Origin of the sequence: uncultured Polaribacter sp. (genome assembly GCF_947501385.1) — a bacterium.
Taxonomy (GTDB): Bacteria; Bacteroidota; Bacteroidia; order Flavobacteriales; family Flavobacteriaceae; genus Polaribacter.
Window position 1 is genome coordinate 43,964 of the sequence record NZ_CANMVP010000012.1, and the last position, 12,781, is coordinate 56,744.

A 12,781-nucleotide genomic window follows, 5' to 3' on the forward strand; every position below is an offset into this window, starting at 1 on the left:
ATTTATGAATGTTTTCTGTTTAGTTTTTTACAATTTCTACATTGTCTTTTAACTTTAACTCTTTTAAGACATTTAGCGCTTCAGCTACATAAATGTCTTTTGATAAGTTTTTATGCCAAGCATTTCTCTTGTCTGCCAAAACACTGTCTTTTTTCATTAAAGGCAATTCATATTGTGGCGATTTAAAAGTAAGATTCGATTGGTATTTAAAAGCATTTGTATATTTTTTAGAATCTTTTTCTAGTAATTTACTTTCTTCAGAAAATTTTCTAAAATTAAGTGAATACGAAGTGTCTTCTTGATTTTTCTTTAACCATTTCGCATAGTTGTTTATCAACTTAAACTTTTTGTCTGATGCTATTCTTTCTTTACTATTGTTCACTACATCAGAAAAGTTTTTATAGGAATTTGTTTTGGTATAGTTCGCCTGAGGAACTTTATCCCAAATTAATGCACCTGCAACATCTCTTTCGCCAAATTTCATATAACTGTATCGATCTGGCATCGCAATATCAGAGTAAACCCCTTCAATTTGTGTAGAACCTCCATTCACTCGATAGAATTTTTGAATAGTCATTTTAATCGCGCCTAAATCCTTTTCATAATTTGGATAAAAATTATTGATAGGAATTACACTTTGTACAGTTCCTTTTCCGTAGGTCTGATTACCACCAATAACAACCGCTCTTCCATAATCTTGCATAGCGGCAGCAAAAATTTCTGAGGCAGACGCAGACAATTCATTCACCAAAACAACAATAGAACCGTCCCACTGTATTTTTGGATCTACATCATTTTTTACAACAGGATCTTGTCCTCTATATTTTACTTGTACAATAGGTCCCGTCTTAATAAATAATCCAGCTATTTCTATCGCAGTTTTTAGAGAGCCACCACCATTATTTCTTAAATCTATTAATAGACCAGAAACATTTTCTTCTTTTAAGCGTGCAATTTCTTTTTCCATGTCTTTGGCAGAATCTCTTGAATTGCTATCTGCAAAATCAATATAAAATCTTGGTAAATCGATCAAACCATATTTTTTACCCTCTTTTTCTACAATGGTAGATTTTACAAATGTTTCTTCTAATTCTACAACATCTCTAATAATTGAAATTATTTTTGTAGAACCGTCTAATTTTTTCTTTACAGTAAGTCTTACTTCAGTTCCTTTTTTTCCTTTGATAAATTTAATCGCATCGTCTAAGCGCATACCAACAATATCTAGAGGTTCTAATTCTCCTTGAGCAACTTCTAAAATGATGTCACCAGCTTCTAATTCTCCTTGTTTCCAAGCAGGGCCTCCAGAAACTAGTTCAAAGATTTCTGTATAGATTCCTTTTTTTAACAAACGCGCGCCAATACCCTCTAATTTACCAGACATGTCTTGGTCAAAACGTTCTTTAATCCTTGGAGCCATATAGGTTGTATGAGGGTCAAAAGCACCCACTACACTATTTAAAAAGGTAGAAAACCAGTCTTCATGTTCTAATTCTTCTATTCTTAAATAGAGTTCGTCCATGTTTTTTAAAACTTCTGCTCTTGCTTCTTTCTCTAATACTTTAAAAGATTTTTTTTGGTAATTTTTATCTTTTTTAGCTTTGTCTTCTTGTTTGTCTAATTTATCTTGAACCCTACTTAATGTGTTTAATTTTAATTGCTTGCGCCAATAATTGATAAGTTCATTTTCATTTTTAGCAAACGGAACTTTTTCAAAGTCTAAATCTATCGTTTCTTGTTTTTTAAAATTGAAAGGTTGCGCTAGCAATTCACCATAATAAGACCTTGCATTTTTAATTTTTTCAGTAAAACTACCATATACCAAATTATAAAAAGAAACATCATCTGTTAATAATTGATTGTCAATTTCGTATTTATATTTAGAAAATTCTTTAATATCTTCTTGTGTGAAGTAGCGCTTGCTTGGGTCTAAACCATCTATAAAGCTCTTAAAAACTTGCTCAGAAAAATCGTCATTCATATCTTTTACAACAAAATGACCTCTGGTTAGAATGTTTTTTAAAACATAAATTAAAATTTTATCTTTTTCAGGATCCGAATTTTTTATAGCATCATTTGCATGTGTATAAAAACTATTAAAAAATAATAAAAAAGCTAAGAAAAGAATGCTGTTTTTTTGTTTCGTCTTCATAAATCTTATGTCGTGATTTTTATAGTATAATTACTTTCTAATTTACTCAGGTACTAAAATAATGCCAAATAATTTAAAAAACAGTGATCTTACAATTTTTATAATTTTTTTAAGAAATATCAAAAAATTGATTTTAACAATATTACGCAATAAAGCCTTGTAATATTCTTTATAAATTGTTAAAAAGAAACTCCTTTAAATGAATTATATTTGTAATCAAAGATTCAATATTCAAAATTAGAAACGGAATCAAAACAAGAACCCTAATATTAAATCTTAAATTTTAAACCAATTTTATGCAAGACAAACCATTGATTTTAGTCACGAATGATGATGGAATTACTGCTCCAGGAATTAGAGCTTTGATAAAAATAATGAATAAAATTGGAGATGTTGTAGTTGTTGCACCAGACAGCCCACAAAGTGGTATGGGACATGCAATTACTGTAGACAATGTGCTAACATGTAATCCAATAACAATTGATGATGGTCCGCAATTAGAATATACATGTTCAGGGACACCCGCAGATTGTGTAAAGATGGCAATTAGTGAAATTCTAAATAGAAGACCAGATTTATGTGTTTCTGGAATCAACCACGGGGCAAATTCATCAATAAACGTTATTTATTCTGGAACCATGAGTGCTGCAATAGAGGCTGGTATTGAGGGAATTCCTGCAATTGGTTTTTCTTTGTTAGATTTTAAATGGCATGCAGATTTTAAACCTTCAGAAGAATTTGTAAAAAATATTACTTTAAATGCATTGTTAAATGGAATTCCGGAAGGAGTTGTGTTGAATGTAAACATACCCGCTTTAAAGAAAGAAGCCATAAAAGGAGTTAAAGTCTGTAGACAAGCAAATGGTTATTGGAAAGAAATTTTCGACAAGCGTAAAAGTCCGTTTGGAAAAGAATATTATTGGCTTTCTGGTGAATTTGTAAGCAAAGATAAAGGGCAAGATACAGATGTGTATGCGTTAGAAAATGGTTATGTTTCTGTAGTTCCTGTTCAATTTGATATGACGGCACATCATATGATTCAAAAATTAAACTCTTGGGAACTGTAAAAAAAGACATACTTATTGGAATTTCAGTTGCGCTGTTTGCCACTTTTGGAGGCATTTTCTTGTATTTAGAATATTTTTCAAAATTTAGTTTTGAGGATACTTTACAAATGATCAAAGAAGGAAATTTATATGGCAAAGTACTTTCTTTAGCTGCAATCCCTAATTTGTTTGTATTTTTTATCTTTATCAAAAAGAAACAAGATCATAAAGCAAAAGGCGTTTTAATGGCTACTATTTTAATTGCATTAACTACTTTTATTCTAAAATTTTTTTAAATTTTGTTTCCTCGAGCAGTATTGGAGAATACTATATATTTAATTTGAAGATAAAAGTACAGTTTACGAGAGGTTATAATTAGGTCTCGACTGCGCTCGACCAGACATTTTATTACTATGAAATATTATATAATTGCGGGTGAAGCTTCAGGAGATTTGCACGGTTCTAACTTAATGAAAGAATTGTACAAACAAGATGAAAATGCAGACATAAGATTTTGGGGTGGAGATTTAATGCAAGCTGTTGGTGGAACTTTGGTAAGCCATTATAAAGAAAGAGCCTTTATGGGCTTTTTTGAGGTTTTAAAAAATCTCTCTAAGGTTTTAGGTTTTATAAAATTTTGTAAAAAAGATATTGCAGAATTTCAACCAGATACTATTATTTTTATAGACAACTCAGGTTTTAACTTACGTGTTGCCAAGTGGGCAAAAGAACAAGGTTTTAGAACGAATTATTACATTTCTCCGCAAGTTTGGGCAAGCAGAGCAGGCAGAGTTCAAGATATTAAAAGAGATGTAGATACGCTTTTTGTAATTCTTCCTTTTGAAAAAGAATTTTATAAAAAATTCGATTATCATGTCGAATTTGTTGGGCATCCTTTAATTGATGCAATTGCAGATAGAAGGCAAGTTTCTGAAATGAATTTTAGAAAAGCACACAATTTAGGTGATAAAAAAATAATAGCGCTTTTACCAGGAAGCAGAAAGCAAGAAATTACAAAAATGCTCTCGGTAATGTTGTGTTTGGTTGATGATTTTTCTGAGTATCAATTTGTAATTGCGGGTGCGCCAAGTCAAGATTTTTCTTTTTACAAACAAATTATTGATAATAGAGAAGTGGCTTTCATCGATAATAAAACCTACGATTTATTAAGTATTTCCTATGCAGCTTTGGTTGCTTCAGGAACTGCTACTTTAGAAACCGCTTTATTTAAAATACCACAAGTGGTTTGTTATAAAGGCGGCTTTATTTCTTACCAAATTGCAAAAAGAATCATCACCTTAAAATTTATTTCTTTGGTAAATTTAATTATGGACAAAGAAGTTGTGACAGAATTAATTCAGAATGATTTTAATACACAAAATCTAAAAAAAGAACTCACCAATATTTTAGATGCTACTTATAGGGAAAAATTATTTTTAGCATATTTTGATTTAGAGAAAAAATTAGGTGGAAAAGGAGCTTCTAAAAACGTCGCAACACAGATTGTAGCTGATTTAAAATCAGAGATTTAAAAAGCATAAATGGTTTCTATTTTTATTGCTAATTTCTTTGGGGTTCACTTCTTGTTCATCAACAAAAACAACTAGAAAAACTTCCAAAAAATCGATAACAAAAATAGATAGAGTTGTTGCCAACGCCTTAAAATACAAAGGAGTTCGTTACAAATTTGGTGGAACTACTAAAAAAGGAATGGATTGTTCAGGCATTGTCTATGTTTCTTTTTTAGAAGAAAATGTTCAGTTGCCAAGAGTGTCTAGAAACATGGCAAAAAGAGGAACTGAAATTCCGCTTAAAAAAGTCAAAAAGGGAGATCTATTATTTTTTAAAACGTCTAAAAGAGGAAGAGGTATCAATCATGTTGGTTTGATTGTTTCTGTTAAAAAGGGTCAAATTCGATTTATTCATTCTACAACTTCACGAGGCGTTATTACTTCTTTATTATCAGAAAAATACTGGAAAAATGCCTTTGTAAAAGCAACTAAAATATTATAATTTTTTTTTAGTACTTTAGGTTGCTTTGAAAAAGTTATTAAAATATTTGCCTTTACACTTGTTAGTGTTTCTAATTTTAGGAATTGGAGTTCAATTTTATACGCAAATTTGGAGCTTTGGTTTTCTTACTTTATTCATAATTATTCTTTCTCTTGTGTTACTTTTATTTCTTCTGTGGAATAGAAAAGGAATTACTTTTGTAAGTTTACTACTATTCTTTGTCATTGGTGTTTCTTCAGTATATATAAACGATGCAAGAAATTTTGAAAGCTATTATAAGATGGTTTTAAAGAAAGATTCAAATGTTATTTTAAGAATTACAAAAACCTTAAAACCGAGTCTTTATTATCAAAAATACCAAGCGGAAGTATTCCAAGTAGATGGTATGAAAACCAGAGGAGCAATACTACTCAATATTCAAAAAGACAGTATAGAAACTCCACTGAAAGTTGATGATAAAATTTTAGTAAAACCTGAATTTAAAGAAGTAACTCCGCCTTTAAATCCGAATCAATTTGACTATCAATTTTATTTAGCAAAACAAGGAATTTACCATCAACTATTTTTAGAAAATCTTTATTTTCTAAAACTTTTAAACCCATCAGTTTCTTTAGTAGGTATTTCTGAAAAATTTAGAGATAAGATGCAACAATCATTAGTGAAATACCACTTTAAAAATGATGAATTTGCAGTAATAAGTGCGCTGTTATTAGGTCAAAGGCAAGACATTTCTAAAGAATTAATTACAGATTATTCTAGAGCAGGCGCCATTCATATTTTGGCAGTTTCAGGATTGCATGTTGGGATTATTTTATTGATTCTCTCTTTTCTATTCAAGCCTTTAGAAAGACTAAAGAATGGAAAGTATCTAAAAGCATTTTGCATTGTGCTATTATTATGGATGTTCGCTTTTATTGCAGGGCTTTCTGCCTCTGTAGTAAGAGCAGTTACTATGTTCACATTCTTGGCAATTGGGCAATCTTTTCAACGAAAAAGTGTGGTTGAATTTTCTCTAATTTCATCTATGTTATTCTTATTAATTATCAAACCTATGTTTTTGTTTGATGTTGGTTTTCAGCTTAGTTATTTGGCAGTTTTCGGTATAATTTGGATACAACCTAAATTATATGCTATTTACAAACCAAGATTTAAATTAGATGATAAAATATGGCAATTATTTACAGTTTCTATCGCTGCACAAGTGGGAATTTTACCCTTGAGTATTTATTATTTTCAGCAATTTCCTAGTTTGTTTGTAGTTTCTAATTTGGTCATTATTCCTTTTTTAGGTTTTATTTTAATGGGCGGAATTTTAGTAATAGCGCTTTCTTTACTAAATATATTACCTGCATTTTTAGCAAGCATTTATGGAGAAGTTATTTCTTGGATGAATGCTTTTGTTAGTTGGATTTCGCAACAAGAACAGTTTTTATTGCAAGAAATTTCGTTATCATTTTTAATGATGTTGGCTTGGTATTTCTTTTTTTTTTCTGGAATCTTCTTCTTGTTAAAAAGAAAACCAAAAAGATTGCTGTACTTTTTAGTTGCAATAGTCATGATTCAAAGTATTTCTTTTGTTGAAAATAAAACCTTAGCAGAGAAAAAAGAACTCATCGTTTTTCATAAAAGCAGATTTTCTATCATCGGAAAAAGAGTAGGAAATAAATTACTACTACAGCATCATTTAGATACGATTGTTTCTAAAGAAATCAGTGCTATAAAACCCTATATAATTGCTGAAGATATTAAAACAATAAGAAAAATTGATTTTCAAAATTTTATCAATTTTCAAAATCAACATATTTTATTGGTAGATAGTTTGGGTATTTATAAGGTCGAAAACTTAGTGAAACCAATTGTCGTTTTACAATATTCACCAAAAATAAACTTAGAAAGATTGATAAAAACAATAAAACCATCAACAATAATTGCAGATGGTTCTAATTATAAAAGGGATGTAGCTACATGGAAAATTATCGCCAAAAAACAGCAAATTCCATTTCACTATACTGGACAAAGTGGAGCATTCACCCTTAAGAAATAATTTTATAATTTACTCTTAAAACCTTTTTCGAAGTCTTTCCAGTTTTTAGTTTTATAGGTTTCTGAAGAAAAATAAGCGACTATTTTTTCAAACATTTTTTTATCTAAATATCCGGGAATACTCTGTAGTTTTTGTTCTGTTTCAGATAGAAATATGGTAGTAGGATAGGATAATTTGCCATCCATTAAAGAAGCGGGTAATTGATGATAACCATTTCTACCACTTTTTTGAAATTTAAAAGTATATTCTTTGTAGACAATATCTTCCTTCTGTTCACCATCTAACTTTACTGCGTAAAAATTTTCGTTGATAGCTTTTATGATAGTTGCATTAGAATAGGTTTCCATATCCATTTTTTTGCAATACCCACACCAGTCTGTATAGACATCAATTAAAATAGGTTTTGGCGATTCTTTATTCAAAGCAATCGCATCTTCAAAAGACAACCAATTAATTTTGTCTTGAGCGTTTGTTTGTACTGCAAAAGTGATGATTGTTATAAGTGTTAGGAATTTTTTCATATCTAGGAATTAGCAAATTCAATACCAAATTTACAAATAATTTTAATTTAATAGATTTTTAACGATTTGCTGTTAGGGCAGAAAAAAACCTCATAAATTAATAATTATGAGGTTTTTGCAAAAATATTATATTTTAATGTACGTTGCCCATTAACTTTTTCATCAAAGGAGAAAACAATAAAACAATTGCTCCTGCACCTAAAGAATACAAAGCAATTAAGTGAAATCCATCTGTATATACACTTAAAGTATCTAAACCACCAACATTCGCATCTGTACTTTCTATAGCTAATTGTTCAGATATAAAACCTACAATTTGAAAGGCAAAAGCAGATGATAAAAACCAAACTCCCATCATAAAAGCGACAATGTTTCTTGGTGATAAATCTGTAATTTTCGATAAACCTACTGGAGACATAAATAATTCTCCGATAGAAATGATAAAATACATCACTAATAAATAAGCAAAAGGAACCATTCCGTTTTCATCTGCACTTGCACCACTAATAGATAGTATATAGAAACTAGCACCAGCTAAAAGAAGTCCTAATCCAAATTTGTAAGGTGTTCTTGGGTTTAATTTATTTTTAGATAAGTATCCCCAAAGCAAAGAAATAGGAATTGCTAAAATGATAATAAACATAGAGTTTAATGCATTTGTTTGACTTGCTGTCATAATTCCATCTAAGTCAACATTTCTAGAAGCAAACAAAGTAATGACACTTCCAGATAATTCATGAAAACCCCAGAATAAGGTCATAAAGAAAGTAATTAAAACGGCCATAAATAATTTTTTACGGGCAACAACGTCTAAACTATACATAATGTATCCTAAATAGACTAGAACAGCAAAACCAATAAATTTAAAAATACCACTTACATAATTTTGTTGCCATGAAGAAAGTAAATAGGCAATTACAGGAACAAATAATACCGCAATAATTGGTATCAACGTTTTTTGAGGAATACCCAATACTCTTTTTTCATAAATTTCTTGACTTGGTGGCATCCCTTTATCTCCAAAAACATTCTTTTTAATTCCACTCCAAAAGAAAATTAAACCTGCTAGCATTCCAATTCCTGCCAATCCAAACCCATAGTGCCAGCCATAAGTAGCAGCAAGCCATCCACATAAAAGTGGTGCAACAAAGCCACCAATATTAATTCCCATATAAAAAATAGTGAAACCAGAGTCTTTTCTTACATCACCTTCTTTATACAAGGCGCCAACAAATGTTGATATATTAGGTTTAAAAAAACCATTACCTACTACAATTAAAGACAATGCTAAGAAAAATGCCACATCACTTTCTATGGCTAATACAAAATGACCAATGGCCATTAAAATTCCTCCCAAAAATATAGAGCTACGCATTCCTAAAATTTTATCGGAAATTTGCCCACCAATAACGGTAGAGGCATATACTAAAGAACCATAAGAGGCATAAACAATTGCTGTAGCAGTATCGCGCTCTGCAATCGCTTTAAATATTTCTTGCACCATGTAAAGCGTTAACAACGCTCTCATTCCATAGAAACTAAAGCGTTCCCATAATTCTGCGAAAAATAAGTAGAACAACCCTTTTGGGTGCCCAAACATTTGTGGGTCTTCTGTAGTAGTAATAACTCCTTTGTCTAACATAATTATCCTTTTATTTTAGTGTTGTATTTGATTTATCAATTAAATGCTCTTCTACAAAATTGGTCATTTTTGTATATAGATTTAAGCGTGTGTTTTTCCCTTTGTAAATTCCATGTGTTCTGTCTGGCACAATAAACATATCGAATTGTTTGTTGGCTTCAATGAGTGCATTTATCATTCTATAACTATTTTGAACATGCACATTGTCATCACCAGTTCCGTGAACCAATAAATAGTTACCTTCTAATTTATCAGCATAATTTACAGGTGAATTTTCATCATATCCTGCAGGGTTTTCTTGCGGAGTTCTTAAGAAACGTTCTGTATAGACCGTATCATAAAAGCGCCAAGAAGTTACAGGAGCAACTGCAATTGCGGTTGTAAAAATATCATTTCCTTTTAACAATGCATTTGTACTCATGTGTCCACCAAAAGACCAACCCCAAATACCAATATTATTTTCATCAATATAAGATACATTGGCTAATTTTTTTGCTGCCGAAATTTGGTCTTCCGTTTCATATTTTACCAAGTTTAAATAAGTCGATTTTTTAAAATCACTTCCCTTAAAACCAGTTCCACGTCCATCTACACAGGCAATAATCATTCCTTGCTGTGCTAGCATATTGTGCCAATAATCATTGCTGTTATTCCATTTATTAGCCACTTGCTGAGATCCAGGACCCGAATATTGAAACATTAATAATGGGTATTTCTTACGCTCATCAAAATCTACAGGTTTTATCATCCACATATTCAATTCATTTCCATTGATTTGAATTGTAGAAAATTCTTTCGGACTCATTTTGTAATTTTCTAATTTCTCTTTTAATTCGGCATTGTTTTTAATTACTTTCAACATTTCGCCTTCAGCGGTATATAGAGCATACATTGGTGGTATTTCTGAGGAAGAAAATGTGTTTATAAAGTAGTTTAGATTTTTACTAAAGGAAGCCGAATTTGTTCCTTCTTTAGTACTCAATAATTTTTTATTATTGCCATCTAAACCAATTGAATAGACACCTCTGTTGATAGAACTGTTTTCTACAGATTGATAATAAATGGTTTTTTTATCTTTATGGTAACCATAATAATTGGTTACTTCCCAATTTCCTTTTGTAATTTGATGGATGAGTTTTCCTGAGAAATCATAATGATATATATGATTGAATCCGTTTTTTTCACTCGTCCAGATAAAGCTATTGTCATCTAGAAAAGTAAGATTGTCTGTAATGTCTATGTAAGCTTTGTCCGTTTCATTTAATAATAAAGTAGCGCTACTATTCAAAGCATTTATTTTATATAATTTTAAATTATTCTGATGACGATTTAACGTGGTGGCTATCAATATATTTTTATCATTAGACCATTTGATTCTTGGAATGTATTCATCATCTCCCAAATCTATTTTTTGGGTTTTTTTTGAAGATAGTGTATGTACATGTAAGGTTACAGTTGCATTTTTTTCACCCGCCTTTGGGTATTTGAATACTTGTTGATTTGGGTAATTTTCCTTTCCCACCATATCCATAGAAAAAGTAGGAACTTCACTTTCATCAAAACGCAAAAAAGCCAAATATTCGCTATTTTTGCTCCATTCAAAAGCTCTTACAAAACCAAATTCTTCTTCATAAACCCAGTCTGTAGTTCCGTTTATAATATGATTGAATTTTCCGTCTGTGGTAATCGTGCGTTTATTTCCGTTGGTTATATTTAAAATGTAAATATTGTTGTTCTTTGTGTAAGCAATTTTTTTACTATCAGGAGAAAAAGTAGGTTGTTGAATGTCTTCACCAATTAAGGTGAGTTCTTTAGAATTTATGTTATAATAATAAAAAGTTCCCGTAAATGAACGTCTGTAAAGTTTCTTAAAATGAGTTCCTAAAATTAAAGAAGATTCTTCTGCATTAAAACTATAGGATGAAAAGGTCTTTAAATTTTTTAAATCTGCACTGCTTACTAGAGTTTCAACTTTTTCTAAAGTCTTGTAACTATATTTATCTACAGTTGTAGTTCCATTCTCTGAATTTAACAAAGAATAAAAATCACCATTCATAGAATTTAAAGCATTCATTCTATTGGTAGAAAATGTACCATTCCAGATTTCTTCTAGCGTAATTTGTTTTTTTTGGGTTTTGTAATTTGAAGATGTTGAGGTGGTTACTTTGCAACTAACCAGTAAAAGAATAGTTGCTAAAATGAACAATTTTTTCATTAGAGACATCGTTTTAATAAAAGTTTGTCAAGTTTACGTAAAAAACTGCAAAAAAACACTTTAAAAAAGAGGGTAATTTATTTTTTTCTAAATTTTTATAGCATTTTAATACAGTTTTGGTAATTTAATTAAAATAATAAATCTCGATAAATAAACTATTTATCGAGATTTTAAATATTGTATCAGAAATTTCTATTGCTTATTGATATGTTATTTTTCCTCTTGTCCTACTATTAATGGTGTTTTTCCATCTGTAATAATGGTTTTGGCATTTGCAGATGCTGCTAGTTCTCTAAAAGCTTCTATTGCTTTTAATCTTATAATTCCTGCAGTTAAACCTTCGGCTATTATCAATTGTGCGTCTCTTTCTCCTTTTGCATTGATAATTTTTCTTTCTGCTTCTAATTTTTCCTGATCTATAACAAATTTCATCCTCATTGCATCTTGTTCTGCTTGTAGTTTTCTTTCTATAGAACTTGCCAAGCCTCTAGGTAGCTGAATTCTTTTCATTAAAACTGCAATTAATTCAATACCATCTGCTTGTTTTTCAAGATTAACTTTCATCTTTTTTAAGATTTCACTTTCTATTTTGGCTCGCATTCCAGAGTGCATGTCTTTTGCATAAAATTGGGCACACACATCAGAAGCAGCAGATCTAAAAACACTTGTAATTACAGATTCATAATCCTGTCCTAAGTTTTCCAGAACAGACGCCACTTTATTAGCTTCTAATCTGTATAGAATTGATATTTCAGAATTTACACTCAAACCTTCTTTACTGGGTAAGCTTAAGATTAACTTAATATTTTTAGTTTTTGTAGATTCAATTAAGACTTTACTTGTTATTGGATTGTATAAAACAGTACCTTGTGTTTTGACGTTGCTAGAAAGCTTCCCTAAAGTCTGTTTGATTCCTACTTCTCCTGGTCTTACGACGGCGCAGCTATAAAATAAAACTACTGCTAAAATTAATGTACCAAAATTTTTCATGACGATCATATTTTATGTTAATATCACTTTCAAATTTAATAGTAATACTTTTAAGTTTGCATTTTTGTTAATCAATTTTATTTATCAATTAATTGTTATATCTTATACTTTATTGAGTTTATGTTAATTTTCTTAAAAATTTACGATTTATAATATTG

Annotated in this window: 10 protein-coding genes; 5 read left to right on the forward strand and 5 right to left on the reverse strand. The window is 30.1% G+C overall.

Annotation, left to right across the window (positions count from 1 at the left end; translation table 11 throughout):
• Window positions 1-19: 19 nt before the first annotated feature.
• A complete protein-coding gene (locus Q0998_RS09275) occupies window positions 20-2,152 on the reverse strand; it encodes a carboxy terminal-processing peptidase (protein WP_299669270.1) in 2,133 nt (710 codons plus the stop codon).
• A 296-nt stretch (window positions 2,153-2,448) separates the two neighbouring features.
• Between Q0998_RS09275 and surE the strand changes: the two genes are divergently transcribed.
• The 5 genes from surE (at window position 2,449) to Q0998_RS09300 (ending at window position 7,255) form a co-directional block, all read left to right on the forward strand.
• The gene (gene surE / locus Q0998_RS09280; RefSeq protein ID WP_299669272.1) at window positions 2,449-3,219 is read left to right on the forward strand and encodes a 5'/3'-nucleotidase SurE; all 771 of its coding nucleotides are present in this window, start codon (window positions 2,449-2,451) and stop codon (window positions 3,217-3,219) included.
• Window positions 3,207-3,494, forward strand: a complete 288-nt coding sequence (locus tag Q0998_RS09285) for a hypothetical protein (protein ID WP_299669274.1) — start codon at window positions 3,207-3,209, stop codon at window positions 3,492-3,494. The genes surE and Q0998_RS09285 overlap by 13 nt, the downstream gene beginning before the upstream one ends.
• 117 nt (window positions 3,495-3,611) lie before the next feature.
• Complete coding sequence (gene lpxB, locus Q0998_RS09290) at window positions 3,612-4,730, forward strand: lipid-A-disaccharide synthase (RefSeq protein ID WP_299669276.1); 1,119 nt, start codon at window positions 3,612-3,614, stop codon at window positions 4,728-4,730.
• Window positions 4,731-4,767: 37 nt separating this feature from the next.
• The gene (locus Q0998_RS09295; RefSeq protein ID WP_299669278.1) at window positions 4,768-5,211 is read left to right on the forward strand and encodes a C40 family peptidase; all 444 of its coding nucleotides are present in this window, start codon (window positions 4,768-4,770) and stop codon (window positions 5,209-5,211) included.
• Window positions 5,212-5,365: 154 nt separating this feature from the next.
• Window positions 5,366-7,255, forward strand: coding sequence for a ComEC/Rec2 family competence protein (locus Q0998_RS09300; RefSeq protein ID WP_299669280.1), 1,890 nt, complete (start codon window positions 5,366-5,368; stop codon window positions 7,253-7,255).
• Window positions 7,256-7,257: 2 nt separating this feature from the next.
• On the opposite strand, the gene Q0998_RS09305 is transcribed toward Q0998_RS09300, so the two are convergent.
• The 4 genes from Q0998_RS09305 to Q0998_RS09320 form a co-directional block, all read right to left on the reverse strand.
• Window positions 7,258-7,776, reverse strand: coding sequence for a DUF255 domain-containing protein (locus Q0998_RS09305; protein WP_299669282.1), 519 nt, complete (start codon window positions 7,774-7,776; stop codon window positions 7,258-7,260).
• Between the two features lie 133 nt (window positions 7,777-7,909).
• Complete coding sequence (locus tag Q0998_RS09310) at window positions 7,910-9,418, reverse strand: oligopeptide:H+ symporter (RefSeq protein ID WP_299669284.1); 1,509 nt, start codon at window positions 9,416-9,418, stop codon at window positions 7,910-7,912.
• A gap of 10 nt (window positions 9,419-9,428) precedes the next feature.
• Window positions 9,429-11,633 carry a S9 family peptidase gene (locus Q0998_RS09315; RefSeq protein ID WP_299669286.1) on the reverse strand — a complete coding sequence of 735 codons (2,205 nt, stop codon included), beginning with the start codon at window positions 11,631-11,633 and terminating at the stop codon, window positions 9,429-9,431.
• A gap of 210 nt (window positions 11,634-11,843) precedes the next feature.
• On the reverse strand, window positions 11,844-12,623 hold the full coding sequence (locus Q0998_RS09320) for a prohibitin family protein (RefSeq protein ID WP_299669288.1): 780 nt from the start codon (window positions 12,621-12,623) through the stop codon (window positions 11,844-11,846).
• Window positions 12,624-12,781 lie beyond the last annotated feature (158 nt).

What these genes read in the sequence shown, in the direction of transcription:
- Q0998_RS09315 (WP_299669286.1), bottom strand. Translation starts at nt 11,633, where the DNA reads ATGAAAAAATTGTTCATTTTAGCAACTATTCTTTTACTGGTTAGTTGC.
- Q0998_RS09275 (WP_299669270.1), bottom strand. Translation starts at nt 2,152, where the DNA reads ATGAAGACGAAACAAAAAAACAGCATTCTTTTCTTAGCTTTTTTATTA.
- surE (WP_299669272.1), top strand. Translation starts at nt 2,449, where the DNA reads ATGCAAGACAAACCATTGATTTTAGTCACGAATGATGATGGAATTACT.
- Q0998_RS09305 (WP_299669282.1), bottom strand. Translation starts at nt 7,776, where the DNA reads ATGAAAAAATTCCTAACACTTATAACAATCATCACTTTTGCAGTACAA.
- lpxB (WP_299669276.1), top strand. Translation starts at nt 3,612, where the DNA reads ATGAAATATTATATAATTGCGGGTGAAGCTTCAGGAGATTTGCACGGT.
- Q0998_RS09310 (WP_299669284.1), bottom strand. Translation starts at nt 9,418, where the DNA reads ATGTTAGACAAAGGAGTTATTACTACTACAGAAGACCCACAAATGTTT.
- Q0998_RS09320 (WP_299669288.1), bottom strand. Translation starts at nt 12,623, where the DNA reads ATGAAAAATTTTGGTACATTAATTTTAGCAGTAGTTTTATTTTATAGC.